This is a genomic window from Sphingomonas sp. Leaf357, assembly GCF_001423845.1.
In the GTDB taxonomy this organism is placed as follows: domain Bacteria; phylum Pseudomonadota; class Alphaproteobacteria; order Sphingomonadales; family Sphingomonadaceae; genus Sphingomonas.
This window is the reverse complement of the sequence record NZ_LMPM01000001.1, coordinates 1,958,748-1,975,405: the sequence shown is the minus strand read 5'-3', so window position 1 is coordinate 1,975,405 and position 16,658 is coordinate 1,958,748. Positions and strand designations below refer to the sequence as shown.

Annotated in this window: 21 protein-coding genes; 17 read left to right on the top strand and 4 right to left on the bottom strand. The window is 65.7% G+C overall.

Annotated features, from left to right (window positions below):
• Nucleotides 1-154: 154 nt before the first annotated feature.
• Both ASG11_RS09175 and ASG11_RS09170 read right to left on the bottom strand, forming a co-directional pair.
• Nucleotides 155-1,705, bottom strand: a complete 1,551-nt coding sequence (locus tag ASG11_RS09175; RefSeq protein ID WP_055778061.1) for a M56 family metallopeptidase — start codon at nt 1,703-1,705, stop codon at nt 155-157.
• Nucleotides 1,702-2,070 (bottom strand): BlaI/MecI/CopY family transcriptional regulator, encoded by a 369-nt coding sequence (locus tag ASG11_RS09170; RefSeq protein ID WP_055778058.1) that lies wholly within the window; start codon nt 2,068-2,070, stop codon nt 1,702-1,704. The genes ASG11_RS09175 and ASG11_RS09170 overlap by 4 nt, the downstream gene beginning before the upstream one ends.
• A gap of 116 nt (nt 2,071-2,186) precedes the next feature.
• Here ASG11_RS09170 and ASG11_RS09165 point away from each other — a divergent pair, with 116 nt between their 5' ends.
• The 13 genes from ASG11_RS09165 (at nt 2,187) to ASG11_RS09105 (ending at nt 13,651) form a co-directional block, all read left to right on the top strand.
• Nucleotides 2,187-3,101, top strand: coding sequence for an SMP-30/gluconolactonase/LRE family protein (locus tag ASG11_RS09165; protein WP_055778056.1), 915 nt, complete (start codon nt 2,187-2,189; stop codon nt 3,099-3,101).
• Between the two features lie 207 nt (nt 3,102-3,308).
• The gene (locus ASG11_RS09160; RefSeq protein ID WP_055778051.1) at nt 3,309-4,016 is read left to right on the top strand and encodes a CoA transferase subunit A; all 708 of its coding nucleotides are present in this window, start codon (nt 3,309-3,311) and stop codon (nt 4,014-4,016) included.
• Complete coding sequence (locus ASG11_RS09155) at nt 4,013-4,993, top strand: HAD family acid phosphatase (RefSeq protein ID WP_082472689.1); 981 nt, start codon at nt 4,013-4,015, stop codon at nt 4,991-4,993. Before ASG11_RS09160 ends, ASG11_RS09155 begins: the two co-directional genes overlap by 4 nt.
• A 1-nt stretch (nt 4,994) precedes the next feature.
• The gene (locus ASG11_RS09150; RefSeq protein ID WP_055778048.1) at nt 4,995-5,630 is read left to right on the top strand and encodes a CoA transferase subunit B; all 636 of its coding nucleotides are present in this window, start codon (nt 4,995-4,997) and stop codon (nt 5,628-5,630) included.
• Between the two features lie 4 nt (nt 5,631-5,634).
• Nucleotides 5,635-6,321 (top strand): glutathione S-transferase family protein, encoded by a 687-nt coding sequence (locus ASG11_RS09145; RefSeq protein ID WP_055778045.1) that lies wholly within the window; start codon nt 5,635-5,637, stop codon nt 6,319-6,321.
• Nucleotides 6,322-7,269, top strand: a complete 948-nt coding sequence (locus tag ASG11_RS09140) for an NAD-dependent epimerase/dehydratase family protein (protein ID WP_055778042.1) — start codon at nt 6,322-6,324, stop codon at nt 7,267-7,269.
• An 81-nt stretch (nt 7,270-7,350) separates the two neighbouring features.
• Nucleotides 7,351-8,787, top strand: coding sequence for a 3-isopropylmalate dehydratase large subunit (gene leuC, locus ASG11_RS09135; RefSeq protein ID WP_055778039.1), 1,437 nt, complete (start codon nt 7,351-7,353; stop codon nt 8,785-8,787).
• Between the two features lie 180 nt (nt 8,788-8,967).
• Entirely contained in the window at nt 8,968-9,597 is a 630-nt protein-coding gene (leuD, locus tag ASG11_RS09130; protein ID WP_055778035.1) for a 3-isopropylmalate dehydratase small subunit, read from the top strand.
• On the top strand, nt 9,560-10,561 hold the full coding sequence (locus ASG11_RS09125) for an NADPH:quinone oxidoreductase family protein (RefSeq protein ID WP_055778032.1): 1,002 nt from the start codon (nt 9,560-9,562) through the stop codon (nt 10,559-10,561). The genes leuD and ASG11_RS09125 overlap by 38 nt, the downstream gene beginning before the upstream one ends.
• A 115-nt stretch (nt 10,562-10,676) precedes the next feature.
• On the top strand, nt 10,677-11,000 hold the full coding sequence (locus ASG11_RS09120) for a DUF1476 domain-containing protein (protein WP_055778031.1): 324 nt from the start codon (nt 10,677-10,679) through the stop codon (nt 10,998-11,000).
• 2 nt (nt 11,001-11,002) lie between these two features.
• On the top strand, nt 11,003-11,236 hold the full coding sequence (locus ASG11_RS09115) for a BolA/IbaG family iron-sulfur metabolism protein (RefSeq protein ID WP_055778027.1): 234 nt from the start codon (nt 11,003-11,005) through the stop codon (nt 11,234-11,236).
• 10 nt (nt 11,237-11,246) lie between these two features.
• Complete coding sequence (gene grxD / locus ASG11_RS09110; protein ID WP_055778024.1) at nt 11,247-11,576, top strand: Grx4 family monothiol glutaredoxin; 330 nt, start codon at nt 11,247-11,249, stop codon at nt 11,574-11,576.
• Nucleotides 11,577-12,001: 425 nt separating this feature from the next.
• Nucleotides 12,002-13,651, top strand: coding sequence for a thiamine pyrophosphate-binding protein (locus ASG11_RS09105; protein ID WP_055778022.1), 1,650 nt, complete (start codon nt 12,002-12,004; stop codon nt 13,649-13,651).
• A gap of 66 nt (nt 13,652-13,717) precedes the next feature.
• Here the strand turns inward: ASG11_RS09105 and ASG11_RS09100 are convergent, their stop codons facing one another.
• Nucleotides 13,718-13,888 carry a CsbD family protein gene (locus tag ASG11_RS09100; RefSeq protein ID WP_055780608.1) on the bottom strand — a complete coding sequence of 57 codons (171 nt, stop codon included), beginning with the start codon at nt 13,886-13,888 and terminating at the stop codon, nt 13,718-13,720.
• Nucleotides 13,889-13,987: 99 nt separating this feature from the next.
• Between ASG11_RS09100 and ASG11_RS09095 the strand changes: the two genes are divergently transcribed.
• Complete coding sequence (locus ASG11_RS09095; RefSeq protein WP_055778018.1) at nt 13,988-14,527, top strand: class I SAM-dependent methyltransferase; 540 nt, start codon at nt 13,988-13,990, stop codon at nt 14,525-14,527.
• A gap of 39 nt (nt 14,528-14,566) precedes the next feature.
• Here the strand turns inward: ASG11_RS09095 and ASG11_RS09090 are convergent, their stop codons facing one another.
• Complete coding sequence (locus tag ASG11_RS09090; protein ID WP_201781301.1) at nt 14,567-14,749, bottom strand: hypothetical protein; 183 nt, start codon at nt 14,747-14,749, stop codon at nt 14,567-14,569.
• A 161-nt stretch (nt 14,750-14,910) separates the two neighbouring features.
• Between ASG11_RS09090 and dut the strand changes: the two genes are divergently transcribed.
• The 3 genes from dut to ASG11_RS09075 are packed head-to-tail and all read left to right on the top strand — an operon-like array spanning nt 14,911 to nt 16,567.
• Nucleotides 14,911-15,369, top strand: a complete 459-nt coding sequence (gene dut / locus ASG11_RS09085) for a dUTP diphosphatase (protein WP_055778013.1) — start codon at nt 14,911-14,913, stop codon at nt 15,367-15,369.
• 8 nt (nt 15,370-15,377) lie between these two features.
• On the top strand, nt 15,378-15,794 hold the full coding sequence (locus tag ASG11_RS09080; RefSeq protein WP_236697437.1) for a hypothetical protein: 417 nt from the start codon (nt 15,378-15,380) through the stop codon (nt 15,792-15,794).
• Nucleotides 15,791-16,567, top strand: a complete 777-nt coding sequence (locus ASG11_RS09075; protein WP_055778010.1) for a HesA/MoeB/ThiF family protein — start codon at nt 15,791-15,793, stop codon at nt 16,565-16,567. Before ASG11_RS09080 ends, ASG11_RS09075 begins: the two co-directional genes overlap by 4 nt.
• The last annotated feature ends 91 nt before the right edge of the window (nt 16,568-16,658 follow it).

Genomic DNA, 16,658 nt, shown 5'->3' with positions numbered 1-16,658 from the left:
GGTGCAAGTGTTCGAAGTGGCGGGGAAGGTCAGCCCCTCCCCATCAGGGGAGGGGTTGGGGTGGGGCAGTCCCGTCTCGTTGAGACCAGCGCCGGTTTCTGCGGCATGGCCCCACCCCAAACCCCTCCCCTGAAGGGGAGGGGCTCAAGAACGATCAATCCGCCTTGGTCATTTCCGCGGTCACTTCGGCGATCGCTTCGTCGATGCCCTTGATCGCTTCCGCGCGGCCTTCGGCGGGCATGTCCCGATTGGCTTCCATGCTGGCCCGCGTGGCGCGCAGGCTGGCGATGGCGGTTTGCAGGGCGTTGCGCTGGATATCCTTGCTGTTCGCCGCGATCCGTGCCCCGTCCGACGCCGCCTTCTCGATGCGGTTGGTGCAGATGATGATCCGCTGACGGCCGCCCTTCTTCTCGTTGATCACCATCTGCTTGGCGTCACCGCCGGGGCAGTTGGCGGACGAGACTTCGGGCATGTTCTTCAATTCGTCCATGCCCTGCCAGTCCTCGGTGCGCACCTTGCCGTCCTTGTCGCGCACGACGACCTTGATGCGCTTGACGACCTTGCCGTCCCTCGTGGTGGTCGAGCTGGTGATGTCGCGATCCTCACCGGGGCCGGCGGGCGGTAGATTCACGGACTCGGGTGGCGCGGGCGGTGCCGGCGGCTCGGCGGCCTGCGCCGCGCCGGGGGCGGCCGGGGGTGCCGGGGGTGTCAGGTCGAATTTGGCGAGGTTCACGCCGGTCGCCGTCTCGACCTTGGCGCGCACGGTCTCCGCCGCCTGCGTGCCCGAAGCGGTGAGGCCGAGTCCGGCGACGCCGATCAGCGCGATGGCCGCCGCGCCGCCGATCAGGCGCGTGCGGCTGGTCTTGTTGGTCGTCAGCATCTTCAGTCTCCCTTTCAGATCGTTGATGGTGTGGAGGTGGCAGGCGGCGGACACCGCCCCGCCATGGGCGGATTTCACGATCGCGCAGGCATAGGCATGGCGCGCCATCGGCGAGAGGCCGGCCAGCACGCGGGCGTCGTTGGCGATCTCCTGATCGGCGCGGAAGGCGCGGAACGCGCGCCAGGCGATCGGGTTGAACCAGTGCAGCGCGAGCACGCCGAGCGCCGCCCAGTTCGCGACCAGATCGTGCCGCGCATGATGGCCAAGCTCATGCGCCAGCGCCAGATCGCGTTCGTCCTGATCGTAACGCGAGACGAAATCGCGTGGGAAGGCGACGTATTTGCGCACCACCCCAAAGGCGAGCGGACCGCTCGCCGCATCGGTCTCGATCAGGTGGATGCCGCCTTCCATCTGGGTACCGCGCACCTGTTCGTCGAGCATGCGGCGGCAGAAGCGCAGATGCTGCATGGCGTGCCAGCCGAGGAAACCGGCCGCGCCGACGATCCACAGGCCGGCGACAATCGGTCCGAGCAGCGCGAGGCTCTCGGTCGCCGGGGCCACGCTTGCGCCACCGCTCAAGGGTTCGACGACATAGATCGTGATCGTGTCGCTGGCCGCCGCGATCGGCGCGGCGGCCGCTTCGCGCCACGATGCCGGCAAGGGCGGCAGGATCATCCGCAGCGCGGGCAGCGCCCACAGCGCATAGGCGACATCCGGCCCGAACGCGCGGCGCACCGGCGCGCGGAGCAGCAGCACGAGCGCCATCAGCACCGTCGACGCGATCAGCGTCTCGATGCCCCAGCCGAGGAAACCGGGCGCGATCATGCCTTCAACCCCTTCAGCAAGGCCTCGATCTCGGCGATATCGGTGGCGGTCAGTTCGTCGCGCTCGGCGAGGTGGGCGACCAGCGGCGTCAGCTTGCCGCCGAACAACCGATCCATCAGCTTGCGGCTTTCCCCGGCGACGTAATCGCCACGCTCGACCAGCGGGCGATAGAGATAGCGCCGCCCCTCCTCCTGATGGCCGATGATGTTCTTGGCGAGCAGTCGCCCGAGCAGCGTCTTGACGGTGTTCGCGCTCCAGTCGCGCTCCGCCGGGATGCGCTCCGACACGTCCTGCGCGGTGAGCGGGCTCTCGTCCCACAGCACCTCCATCACGGCATGTTCCGCATCGCTGATCCGCTCGGCCATTCGACTCGCTCCCGTACTGACTACGCCTGTAATCATACCGATTACGTCTGTAGTCAAGGGCGGATTTGCCCTGCCCCGGTGGATGTGTACGCTGCCTGAAAACCAGGAGAGCGCCCATGACCAAGTTCACCACCGTCGCCACCGGGCTGCGCTTTCCCGAAGGTCCGGTCGCGATGCCGGACGGCAGCGTCATCCTGGTCGAGATCGCCGCCGGGCGCATCACGCGCGTCCTGCCGGACGGCGGCATGCGGACGGTGGCCGAACCGGGCGGCGGGCCGAATGGCCTCGCCATCGGCCCGGACGGCAAGCTGTACTGCTGCAACAATGGCGGCTTCGACTATCTCGATCACGCTGGCTTGCTGATCCCGCACGGCCAGGCCAAGGATTATTCCGGCGGACGGATCGAGCGGATCGACCTGGAAACCGGCGCGGTGGAGATTCTCTATAAGGATGGCGATTTCGGCTGCACGCTGCGCGGCCCGAACGACATCGTGTTCGACGCGCATGGCGGCTTCTGGTTCACCGATCACGGCAAGACGCGTGAGCGGGACCGCGACGTCACCGGCATCTTCTACGCCAGGGCCGATGGCAGCCATCTGCAAGAGGTGATCTTCCCGAGCGAGAACCCCAACGGCATCGGCCTCTCGCCCGACGGCAACACGCTCTACGCGGCGGAAACCTATACCTGCCGGCTGATGGCGTTCCGCGTGACGGCACCGGGCAAGGTCGACCTCACCGCCGGCCTCGGCGGCGCGGGCATTCCGCTGTACCGGCCGGCGGGCTACAAATTCTTCGATTCGCTGGGGGTCGATGCGGACGGCAATATCTGCGTCGCGACGATCGGCCAGAGCGGCATCTCGGTGGTCTCGCCGACCGGCGAACTGGTCGAATTTGTCGCCACCGACGATCCCTTCACCACCAACATCTGCTGGGGCGGGCCGGACCTCCGGACGGCGTACATCACGCTTTCCGGCACCGGGCGGTTGGTGAGCATGGATTGGCCCAGGCCGGGGCTAAAGCTGAATTACTGAACAGAGCCGTCACTTCGGCGCAGGCTGGGGTCTCTGTGTGGAGATTCCAGCCCGTATCTTGGGAGACCCCGGCCTGCGCTGGGGTGACGATCTCGGTTGTGGCGGCGGCGGCGTCGTGGAGCGATCAAGGCCATCCACGCCCACCGGATTGACCATCCCGGCCCCGCCCGCTTATGCGCCACCGCAACACCAGCCGGAGTTCCGCCGATGAAGAAGCTCTATCCCGATGCCGCCGCCGCGCTCGACGGAGTTCTGTTCGACGGGATGACGATCTGCGCCGGCGGGTTCGGCCTGTCCGGCATCCCCGAACGCCTGATCGACGCGATCCAGGCGGCGGGCACGAAGGATCTGACGATCGCCAGCAACAATGCCGGCATCGATGGCGAGGGCCTTGGCAAGCTGTTGCGAACGCGACAGGTGAAGAAGATGATCTCCTCCTATGTCGGGGAGAACAAGGAGTTCGAGCGGCAATATCTGAGCGGCGAACTGGAGGTGGAATTCTGCCCCCAGGGAACGCTCGCCGAACGCTGCCGCGCGGGCGGCGCGGGCATTCCCGGTTTCTACACCAAGACCGGCGTCGGTACGCTGGTGGCCGAAGGCAAGGAGGTGAAGACCTTCGACGGTGAGGAGTACATCCTCGAACGCGGCATTCGCGCCGATCTGGCGATCATCAAGGGCTGGAAGGCGGATGAAAGCGGGAATTTGATCTTCCGCAAGACCGCGCGCAACTTCAACGCTCCGATGGCCACGGCGGGCAGGATCTGCATCGCCGAGGTCGAGGAAATCGTGCCGGTCGGCAGCCTCGACCCGGACTGCATCCACCTGCCCGGCGTGTATGTGAATCGCCTCGTGATGGGCGGGCCATACGACAAGAAGATCGAATTCCGCATGACCCGGGCCCGCGCCGAGGCATGATCTTGCCTGCCCATCAATTCTTCCGCGCACGAAACTCAGGGCCGCGAGCGAAGCGCTCGGCGCTCGGGGCTTCGGCGTTCGCGGGGGCATTGCTGCTGGCCGGATGCGCCGCCAACCAGCGACTCTACACGCCACATGAGATTGGCGGAGGCGCATCGGCCGGTCTCACCGCGAACGCGGCTTTGCCGGTGCCGCCGGGCACCGTCCCGGCGGGTATGCAGTTCCTTTACGGCTCGGGCGAGTCCGCCGCGCTTTCGGTGCAGGCGTGGCGTGCGCTGGTGACCTATGCGTCGACACAGGTTCGCGCGACGGCAGCGAACGGAGTGGTGCTGGACGAAAAGGCGACGTTGTCCGCCCCGATATGGGTGCCGTGCGGCGCCAAACCCAAGGCCGTCATATTCGATGTCGACGAAACCGTCCTGCTCAACCTCGGCTTCGAGTACGACGCCGCCGCCCATTCCGCACCGTATGACGAGAAACGCTGGCAAGCCTGGGAGCGGACGGGGCTGGATAAGGTGGCGCCGGTGCCCGGTGCGGTCGAGGCGCTGGCGAAGCTTCGCGGCATGGGCATCACCGTCATCTTCAACACCAACCGTTCCGTCGAAAATGCCGCGGCGACCGAAAAGGCCCTGAACGACGCCGGCCTGGGACCAGCGCGACACAAGAAGACGCTCTGGCTGAAGGGCGATGACAATACCGGCAGCCTGAAAGACGTGCGGCGTTGGTGGATAGCGGACACATATTGCGTCATCGCGATGGGCGGCGATCAGCTCGGCGATTTCAGCGATCTGTTCAACGCCGGCCTCGCCCCGTCCGCGCGCCGCGCTGCCGCCCTCTCGCCGCAGATCGCCGACAAATGGGGCAATGGCTGGTTCGTATTGCCCAACCCGGTGTACGGCAGCGCTCTCAAGGGCGGCTTCGACGACGTTTTCCCCACCGACAAACGCTGGGCGCCTCCCGCCCCGCCGGAGAAATAATATGCCCTGGACCCGTGACGAAATGGCCGCCCGCGCCGCGCAGGAATTGCAGGACGGCTTCTACGTCAATCTTGGCATCGGCATCCCGACGCTCGTCGCGAACCATATTCCCGAAGGCGTCACGGTCACGCTGCAATCGGAAAACGGCATGCTCGGCATCGGCCCCTTCCCCTATGAGGGCGAGGAGGATGCCGACCTGATCAATGCGGGCAAGCAGACGATCAGCGAATTGCCGCAATCAGCCTATTTCGGATCCGACCAGAGTTTCGCGATGATCCGGGGCGGGCACATCGACCTGACCGTTTTGGGCGCGATGGAGATCAGCGAGGGCGGCGACATCGCCAACTGGATGATCCCCGGCAAGATGATCAAGGGCATGGGCGGTGCGATGGACCTCGTCGCCGGGGTCAAGAAGATCATCGTCGTGATGGAGCACAATTCCAAGAACGGCGATGCGAAGTTCGTTCCCCAATGCACCCTGCCGCTGACCGGCAAGAACGTGGTCGACATGATCATCACCGAACTGTGCGTGTTCCAGCGCCCCGACCATGGCAGCCCGTTCCGCTTGCTCGAATGCGCGCCCGGCGTGACGCCCGAGGACGTCGCGGCGAAGACGACCGCGCATTATTTGAGCTGAGGCCGTGCCGCTCACCCTGATCACCGCGAACCGGAACTATAGCAGCTGGTCGCTGCGCCCGTGGGTGCTGATGAAGGCGCTGGGCATTCCGTTCGACGATCGACTGGAGCCGTTCCTGGAACCGGACAATTACGCGGCGTTCCGCGCATTCTCGCCATCGGGCCAGGTCCCGGTGCTGATCGACGGCGACCGCACGATCTGGGATTCGCTCGGCATCGCGCTCTTTCTGGCCGAGCGCTTTCCGGGCGTCTGGCCGGCGGACGAGGCCGCGCGCGCCTGGGCGATCTGCGCGACCTGCGAGATGCATGGCGGGTTTTCGGCCCTGCGCAACGATTGCACGATGAATGTCGGCGTACGCGTGAACCCCCGTCCCGCCTCGCCAGCCCTCGAACGCAATGTCGCGCGCGTCGCCGAATTATGGGCCGAGGGAATCGATCGTTTCGGTGGCCCGTGGTTGGCCGGACCCGACTTCACCGCGGTCGATGCCTTTTATGCGCCCGTCGCCTTCCGCGTGCGCACTTATGGCCTCGATGTCGGCCCGATCGGCGCTGCGTGGGTGGCCCAGATGCTCGATCACCCCGCAATGCGCGACTGGGAAGCGACCGCGCTGACCGAGACGTGGCGCGAGGACAGCCACGAAGCTGAACTGCTGGCGGCGGGCGCGATCACCGCGGATTACCGCGCGGGCTGAATGCGCGTCCTGCTCACCGGGTCGAGCGGCTGGCTGGGCCGCTATCTCGCGCCACGCCTGCGCGCCGACGGGCATGAGGTAACGGGGCTGGACGTCGCGCCAGGCGCGGATACCGACATCATCGGATCGGTTGCCGATCGCGCCTTTGTCGATCGCGTATTCCGCGAATGCGGGATCGAAGCCGTCGTTCATGGCGGCGCGCTGCACAAGCCTGATATCGTGCGCTTTCCCCGACAGGCGTTCATCGATGTGAACACCGGCGGCACGCTCAACCTGCTCGAAGCCGCAGTCGCCGCTCGGGCGAGCCGGTTCGTCTTCACATCGACCACATCGCTGATGATCTCCTCCGCGATCCGCGAGGCACGGGGCGACCGCGCGGCTTGGATAGACGAGGATATGGCGCCGCTCGAACCGCGCAACATCTACGGCGTTACCAAGTTGGCCGCCGAGCAGATTTGCCGCTTGATCCACGCCGAATACGGCCTGCCGGTGATCATCCTGCGAACCGCGCGATTTTTTCCCGAGGATGACGACACGCATCGCGATCTAGCGGGCGAGAACATGAAGGCGAACGAATTACTCCACCGCCGCCTGACCGTCGAGGATGCGGCCGACGCGCACATCGTCGCGCTGGACCGCGCAACGGACATCGGGTCCGGCACGTTCATCGTCTCGGCGCCCACGCCGTTCGCACGCGACGATGCGGCCGATCTCAAGCGGGACGCACCGTCGGTTATCTTACGCTATTTCCCAGAAGCGGCAGACCTGTACGCCCGGAACGGCTGGTCGCTGCCGGCCAGCATCGATCGGGTATACGATTCGGGTCGTGCGGAACGCGTGCTGGGGTTCCGCTGCCGTACCGGGTTTGCAGAAATGCTGGACGCGCTGCGCAGCGGAAATCGCCTCCCGGTCGCGCATGATGCTTCCTACGTATCGCCCAAGGATTGAGGTGCGCACTCTATCGCACGTTGTTTCGCGCCCAACCCCACCCTTGCGATGCACCCCAATAAGCGTAAAGCGCGTCATATTATGGCAAGCCGACCCCTCACCTTGTACGAAAAGATCTGGGCCAACCACGTGGTGGAACGCCGCGACGACGGCACATGCCTGATCTATATCGATCGCCACCTCGTCCATGAAGTCACCAGCCCGCAGGCGTTCGAGGGGCTCCGCGTCGCGAACCGCAACGTGCGCCGGACGGATCTGACGCTGGCGGTACCCGATCACAATCTGCCGACCAGTCCGCGCGTCGACGCGACGGGGCGCGAACTACCGATCGAGGACAAGGAAAGCGCCACTCAGCTTGATCTGCTGCGCCGGAACACGCGCGAATTCGGCATCGATTATATCGACGCCACCTCGGTCAATCAGGGTATCGTGCATGTCGTCGGACCGGAACAGGGCTTCACCCTGCCCGGCACCACCCTGGTTTGCGGCGACAGCCATACCTCTGCGCATGGTGCGTTGGGGGCGTTGGCGTTCGGCATCGGCACCAGCGAGGTCGAGCATGTCCTCGCCACGCAGACATTGCTGCTCAGCCAGTCGAAGACGATGGAAGTGCGGGTCGACGGCACGCTGGGCTTCGGCGTGTCGGCCAAGGACGTGATCCTCAGCATCATCGGCAAGATCGGTGCGGCCGGCGGCACCGGCTATGTCATCGAATATACCGGCGAGGTGATCCGCGCGCTCTCGATCGAAGGCCGCCTGACCATCGCCAACATGTCGATCGAGGGCGGTGCGCGGTCCGGTCTGATCGCGCCGGACGAGACGACCTTCGCATATCTCAAGGGTCGCCCGATGGCCCCCAAGGGCGCGGATTGGGACGCGGCGCTCGCCTTCTGGAAGACGCTGCCGAGCGACGCCAATGCCACCTACGATCGCAGCGTCGTGTTGAACGCGACGGACATCGCGCCCGCCCTCACCTGGGGCACCAGCCCTGAGGACGTCGTGTTGATCACCGGCCACGTCCCCGATCCGGAAAGCTTCGCGGATCCGGCGAAGCGGGTCGCCGCGCAGAAGTCGCTCGATTATATGGGCCTGACGCCCGGCATGGCGATGCAGGATATCGGCGTGGATTACGTGTTCATCGGCAGTTGCACCAACAGCCGGATCGAGGACATGCGCGCCGCCGCGGCCGTCGCCAACGGCCGCTCGGTCGCCGACGGCGTGCGCGCATTGGTCGTGCCTGGCTCGGGCCTGGTCAAGCGGCAGGCCGAAGCCGAGGGGCTGGACCGGATCTTCATGGCGGCGGGCTTCGAATGGCGCGAACCCGGCTGTTCGATGTGTCTGGCGATGAACCCCGATAAAGTACCGCCCGGCCTCAGATGCGCTTCCACTTCCAACCGGAACTTCGTAGGACGGCAGGGGCCGGGTGCGCGGACGCATCTGGTCTCGCCGGCGATGGCGGCCGCGGCGGCCGTGACGGGGCGGTTGAGCGACGTTCGTGATTTAATGGGCGCGTCCTGATCAGCGCGAACTAATGGGGGCACTATCATGAAACGCGTTCTGGCTCTGCTCGTCGTCGGCACCGTACTCAGCGGCATCGCCGCTTATGCCGCTACCGCTCGCAATGTGCCGCTGAGCAGGGTTTCCACCACGAAGTAACTCCGGCGGGCTTCATCGGCGCGCTACATCGAAGGTCCGAACATGAACCCCGTCAAACAGGTTTCCGGCCGCGCCTATCCGTGGGGCGCGAAGAATATCGACACCGACGTCATCATCCCGGCGCACTGGCTGAAGACGGTCACGCGCTCCGGTTTGGGCAAGGGCGCGTTCGAGACGATGCGCGCCGACCCCGGCAACATCTTCGACGATCCTCGCTACAGCGGCGCACCCATCCTGATCGCGGGCGACAATTTCGGCTGCGGGTCCAGCCGCGAGCATGCCGCCTGGGCGCTGATCGACATGGGCATCACCGCCGTGATCGCGCCGAGCTTCTCCGACATCTTCTCCAGCAACGCGTTCAAGAACGGCATCGTCGCGGTCGTCCTGCCGCAGGAGGCGATCGACCGGCTGGTCGAGGTCGCCAAGACCGATGCCGTGACCATCGATCTCGAGACGATGACCGTCACCACCCCGTTCCAGGACCGCTTCCCGTTCGCGATGGACCCGTTTCGCCGCCAGTGCCTGATGGAAGGGCTGGACGAGATCGGCCTGACACTGGCAAGGGATACCCAAATTTCGAAATACGAAGCCGGGGTAAACGAACACCGGCCGTGGATGAGCGGAGAACGGGCACATGCGAGCACTTCTGTCGAAAGCGCCGGGCGGACCTGAAACACTAGTTCTGGATGAAGTCGCCGATCCGGTGGCCGGCCCGGGTCAGGTCGTAGTCGCCGTGAAGGCCTGCTCGATCAACTTTCCCGACGTCCTGATCATCGAGGACAAGTACCAGTTCAAGCCGGAACGCCCCTTCGCGCCCGGCGGCGAGATCGCCGGCGTGGTCGACAGCGTCGGCGAGGGCGTGACCGAATGGAGCGTCGGCGATCGGGTGATCGGGATGGTCGGCCATGGCGGACTGGTCGAGAAGGTCGTGGTCGAGGCCGGCAAGCTCTACGCATTGCCCGAGGGCCGCAGCTTCGCCGAGGGCGCGGCGTTGATCCTCACCTATGGCACGACGATCCACGCTCTGCTCGATCGCGGACATCTTGGCGAGGGGCAGACTTTGCTCGTGCTGGGCGCGGCCGGCGGTGTCGGCCTCGCGGCGATCGAACTTGGCAAGGCATTCGGCGCGAAGGTGGTGGCCGCGGTTTCGTCCGAGGAAAAAGCCGCGGTGGCGAAGGACGCGGGGGCGGACGAGACGATCGTCTATGCCCGCGCGCCGTTCGACCGCGATCAGTCCAAGGCCTTGGCCGAACAGTTCAAGGCGGCCGGCGGCAAGGCGGGGTACGACGTGATCTACGATCCGGTGGGCGGCGATTATGCCGAACCGGCATTGCGCTCGATCGGCTGGGAAGGCCGCTATCTGGTCGTCGGCTTCCCCGCGGGCATCCCGAAACTGCCGCTCAACCTGACGCTGCTGAAGTCGTGCGATGTGTGCGGCGTGTTCTGGGGCGCCTTCGCCGCGCGCGACCCGAAGGCCAACGCCGCCCACATCGACCGCCTCTTCCGCCTGTGGAAAGACGGCAAGATCGCCCCGCGCGTCACCGAGACGTTCGCGTTCGAGGACGGCGGCAAGGCGATCGCCAAGATGGCGGCACGGGCCGCAATCGGGAAACTGGTGGTCACGGTGGCGGAGTGAGCTGACACTGCCCCACCCCCTCGGGGAAGGCCCTCGAAAAGGCACCCCCTTCCCTTCCACGTCCCCCCGCCCTATCTCCAATCCGATAGATTAACGGCCCAAGGGGACGAGCCAGATGACCACGTTCGACGACCGCGAGCGCGCGTTCGAGACCAAGTTTGCCCGTGACGAGGAAATGCAGTTCCGCGTCACCGCGCGCCGCAACCGGTTGCTCGGCGTCTGGGCCGCCAAGCAGATGGGTCTGACGGTGGAAGAGACCGACGCCTATGCCAAGGCGGTCGTGCAGGCCGATTTCGAGGAAGCCGGCGACGAGGACGTGATCCGCAAGTTGGTCAGCGACCTGACCGCCGCGAGCGTCGAGATCGACGAAGGCGTCGTGCGCCGTGCGATCGAAGAGCATACGGTCGAGGCACGCCGCCAGCTGATGCAGTCCGAATAATCATGGCGATGGCGGCTACCGAGATCGAGGCGTTGATCGTGGGCGGCATTCCCGACGCCCGGGTCGAGATTACCGATCTGGCCGGTGACGGCGACCATTATGCCGCGCGCGTGGTTTCGGAAAGTTTCCGGGGGCAGCCGCGGATCAAGCAGCATCAGGCGGTCTATGCCGCGCTGGGTGGCCGCATGGGCGGCGTGCTGCATGCCTTGCAACTGACAACAGCCGTTCCCGAGTAAGGATATCAAGATGACTGACGACGCCCAGGCCCGCATCGCCGACATGGTCGCGAAGAACGACGTATTGCTGTTCATGAAGGGCAGCCCGCTCTTCCCGCAATGTGGCTTTTCCAGCCGCGCGATCGCGATCCTCAACCATTTGAACGCCGAATTCGAAAGCGTCGACGTGCTGCAGGATCAGGGCGTGCGCCAGGGGATCAAGGAATTCTCCGACTGGCCGACCATCCCGCAGCTTTATGTGAGGGGCGAGTTCATCGGCGGATCGGACATCATGATGGAGATGTACGAGAGCGGCGAGCTGGCGCAACTGTTCGAGGATCAGGGGTTGGTGCGGGCGTAGTTCGGCACCCGCGGCACCTGAATCGGGTGCCGCCGGCAACACCAACTTCCTGCCGTCACCCCGGACTTGTTCCGGGGTCCACCGTTCCGGAAATCAAAAGCCTCGAGAAGTGCGGCACAGTGGATCCCGGAACAAGTCCGGGTTGACGAAGCATTTGTGCGGCAGCGAGCGCGCACTGTTCATATTCGATATCCTGAAGAGCCGGGTGCGGGCGGGCCGCAAAAACTGAATTTCGCGGGCCCGCCCTGCTGAAGCGTTGAAACGCTCGGCTGCACATACCTTAGCAGGCCGCGTGCCAGTTTCATCCGGCCACGTTTTTCCGCGCATGACACTGGTTAACGCAGATTTCCCCCGACGCGGATCGTAAGATTATCCGACGTTTTCGGCCCCTGTTCAGCCCGCTCGTCGATCGCTAGACCGCGTGCATGACCGAAAATCGTACCGGCGGCCGCATCCTGGTCGACCAGCTCGTCGCGCAAGGCTGCGACCGTATCTTCACCGTGCCGGGGGAAAGCTTTCTCGCCGTGCTCGATGCGTTGCACGACACGCCCGAGATCGATCTGGTGGTGTGCCGGCAGGAAGGCGGCGTCGGCTTCATGGCCTGTGCCGATGGCGCGATGACCGGACGACCCGGAATCGCCTTCGTCACGCGCGGCCCCGGCGCGACCAATGCCTCGATCGGCGTTCATGTCGCGATGCAGGACAGCCAGCCGATGATCCTGTTCATCGGCGACGTCGATCGCGCGACCAAGGACCGCGAGGCGTTCCAGGAGGTCGATTTCACTGCGATGTTCGCGCCGCTGTGCAAATGGGCGGCCAAGATCGACGACGCCCGCCGCATCCCGGAATATATCGCGCGGGCGTTTGCCACCGCGATGAACGGGCGGCCCGGCCCGGTCGTGCTGGCGCTGCCCGAGGATATGTTGCTCGATGCGGTCGAGGCGGTGGATCGGCCTCGGGTCAATCGCGTGGAGCAGGATGCGCTGATCGAGGCGGCCAGTACCGCCAACGACATGCTGAAAGCCGCCAAGCGTCCCGTCGCGATCATCGGCGGCGCAGGCTGGACGCCGCACACCGCCGCAGCCGTCGCGGCGTTCGGCGAGCAATCGGGCGTGCCGCTGGTCGCCGCGTTTCGGCGGCAAGACGCGGTCCCCAACAATTGCCCGGTCTATGCCGGCAATCTCGGCTACGGCCCCAATCCCAAACTGGCGGCGCGCGTGCGCGATGCCGATCTGCTGATCGTGATCGGCGCGCGGCTCGGCGAGGCGACCACCGACGGCTACACGCTCGTCACACCGGATCATCCCGGCCAGTCGCTGATCCACATCCATCCCGACCCGGCCGAACTGAACAGCACCTTCCGCGCGGATCTCGCGATCTGCGCCGATGCCGAACGCTTCGCCAATCTGATGGAAATGCTGGCAGCAGAGCAGACGCCGATTGCCGCCGGGGCCGAAGCCCATGCCGAATATCTCGCCTGGTCCACTCCCGCCCCGCGCGACCTGATGCTCGATCTTGGCCCTTGCGTCGCGGCGATGCGCGAGAAACTCCCTGCCGACAGCATCATCTGCAACGGCGCGGGCAATTATTCCGGCTGGTGGCACCGTTATTGGCGCTATGCCGGTCCGACCAGCCAGCTTGCCCCGACCGCCGGCGCGATGGGTTACGGCGTCCCCGCCGCCACCGCCGCCGCGCTCAGGTACCCCGATCGCACCGTCGTCGCGCTCGCCGGTGACGGCTGCTTCCTGATGAACGGGCAGGAACTCGCCACGGCGGTCGCCCACGGAGCGAGCATGCTGGTGCTGGTGATCGACAATGGCTGGTACGGCACGATCCGGATGCATCAGGAACGCGAATTCCCCGGGCGGGTCACCGGTACGCGACTGCTCAACCCGGACTTCGCCGCGCTCGGCCGCGCTTATGGGTGCTGGGCCGAAACGGTCGAGACGACGGCCGAATTCGTCCCTGCTCTGGACCGCGCGATGGCGAAAACGGGGGTTCGCCTGCTGCACCTGAAGACCGATGTCGAGGCGATCACCGCTGGCACCACGCTGACCAAGGTTCGCGGCGGCTGAAACCTGCAAAAAAGGCCACCCCGATCATCGGGGCGGCCTTCTCGTACTTCGAATTTCCGTCCGTAATCAGATGTCGTCGCCGAGCATTCCCTTAACCTTGCCCTTGAGCTGTTCGGCCTTGCCCTTAGCTTCCTGATTAGTGCCTTCGTCGTGCGTCTCGGGATCGTCGCTGTGCTGCTTGACCTTGCCGATCGCTTCGTTGACGTTGCCTTTGATCTTGTCTGTGAGTTCGCCCATGTCGCCTATCCTCGTTCCGCCGCCGCGCCGGAAATCGGCGAGTTCGGTGCTGCGTAAAGAACGGATGGCGGGCATCCCGGTTCCGGAAACGCGCCTGCGATGATCGGCCCGCCGATTGGCACGAAAGTCTGGCTCGACCGCTTCGTGACGCCCCTGCCGCGCGGCGGCACCGTGCTGGATCTCGGCTGTGGCGGGGGTGAACCGATCGCGCGCTATCTGGTCGATCGCGGATTGCAGGTCGTCGGGCTGGATTACGACGCCCGCGCCATCGGCCTCGCCCAGACCCGCTTCCCGCGCCAGCGCTGGCTGCACGGCGACATGCGCACCTTCACGCTGGACGAAACGTTCGAGGGTGTGCTGGCATGGAACTGCCTGTCGGTGATGGGCCGGGTGGATCAGGGTCGGATGGCCGCGCGCGCCGCCGCCTGGCTCAAGCCCGGCGGGCGGCTGCTGTTCAATGCCGAGGCGGATCCGGACAACAACATGGCAGATTATCGCGCGGGGTCACCCTATCGCGCCGAACTGGGGCCGACCGACTACGAAACCGCCATGACCGCGCAGGGCCTGATCACCGTCGCGCATGTCGAGCAGGATCCCGCCTGCAATGGCGCCGGCATCTGGCTCGCACGCAAGGGGTGAGCGCCCGCCCGAGCCGAAAGCCCGGACGGACGCCCGAAATCACATCGGCTTGGCACCCGGCGTCTTGCAGCTCGCGAACTTGCCGTTAAGGCGGCATTTGGTGGCTGGCTTGGGCGGGCATTTGGTGAACTTGCCCTTGGCATCCTTGCACGGCGCGGCGAATGACGGCGTGGCGCTGACGGCGAAGGCGAGCGCCGTAGCGGCGATGATCAGTTTACGCATAGACATATCTCCCAAGCCCTTTGACAGGGCAGATGGAGGCTACTCGCTTGTGTCCCCGCGTCAAATGTCAAATGATTCACGTTACGGAACGACACGAGACCTTACGGGCTGAAAGAACAATCTCCTTCGTCGCCACCCGGCAGGCCATTAAAGCGAGTTTTATGACCACGAAATTCTCCGCCGATATTGTCATCGCCCTCAAGCGCCTGCCGCATGGCGCCGGCCTGCCTTTGCCCGTCTACGCCACGTCGGGCGCGGCGGGCATGGACGTCGTGGCGGCGGAGGCGCTGACGCTTGCGCCCGGTGCACGGGCGGCGGTCGCCACGGGCTTCGCCATCGCGATTCCGCCGGGCTATGAGGTGCAGGTGCGCCCGCGCTCCGGTCTCGCGCTGAAGCACGGCGTCACCTGCCTCAACACGCCCGGTACGATCGACGAGGATTATCGTGGCGAGGTGAAGGTGATCCTGGCCAATCTTGGACAGGAACCTTTTGAAATCGCGCGCGGCGACCGGATCGCCCAACTCGTTCCGGCCCCCGTCCAACGCGCCGTGCTGGACGAGGTGGAAACGCTGGACGATACTGCGCGCGGAAGCGGAGGGTTCGGGTCCACAGGTCGATGATGTTGAAAATGCTCTTTTTGTTGCAGGGTGCCGTACATCCGACGCCCCCGCCCGTCTTGCCCTTGCCCCCGCAACAGCAGTCCGTCGTACCGGCCGACTGGTCGGGCCTGGCGCCGATGCCCTATGTCAAGCCGCCCGAAGTGGCGAAGTCGCTGTCGAACTTCGTCGCGGCGGAGATCGCCGCCGGCCGCTGCCCGATAGTCAGGCCGGCGGACGGTCATTATGTCGTTAAGGTCGATATCGCGACGCTGGTCGGCACGGACGGCACCGTCCGCCGCACCGTGCCGCGCGCGATCCAATGCCCCACGGTCGAGCAGTATAGCGCCGGCCTGATCCTCAGCTTCGCCCGCGCGAACCTGCGCCACGGCACCGCCGCTGGCGACCAATGGTATCGCGCCACCATCGTGTTCGACTGGCAGGGATGATTCTCTCCAGCAACGAACTCGAACGCTACGCCCGCCATATCGTCCTGCAGGACATCGGCGGCGCGGGGCAGACGCGACTGAAGGCGGCCAGCGTCGCGGTGATCGGCGCGGGCGGCATCGGCAGCCCGGCGATCCAGTATCTCGCCGCCGCCGGGGTGGGCCGGCTGATACTGATCGACGACGATGCGGTCGATCTCTCCAACCTGCAGCGCCAGACGATCTTCGGCACGGACGATCTCGGCCAGCCGAAGGTCGCCGCCGCCGCCATCGCCGTCTCGCGGCTCAACCCGAACGTCGAGGTCGAGATGCACGCCGTGCGGATCGACGCCGGGAACGCGGCCGGGCTGATCGCCGGAGCCCACGTAGTGCTCGACGGATGCGACAATTTCGTCACGCGACTGGCCGTCGCCGATGCGGCACTCGCCGCGCGCCTACCGCTGGTTTCGGCGGCGGTCGGCCAGTTCGAGGGCCAACTCGGCGTATTCCGCGGCTGGGAAGCGGAAAAACCCTGTTACCGCTGCTTCGTCGGTGAAGATCCCGACCGTCCCGACGCCAGCTGCGCCGATCAGGGCGTGCTGGGCGCGATGACGGGTGTCCTGGGCAGCCTGGCCGCGCTGGAGACGATCCGCGCGATCACGCCGTTCGGTGACGACAGCGCGGGGAAGCTCCTGCTGATCGACGCCCTCGCTTTCCGCTTCCGCACGATCACGCTGCCGAAGGATCCGGGCTGCGGGTGCGGCAGCAGCCGTGCCGCACAATCACCGTCATCCTGACGAAGATCAGGACCCACTTCTCCTCGGAAGATCGCCGTCGAGGCGCGATGGGTGCTGAAGCGAGTTCAGCATGACGTTGATCGAGTAAGCG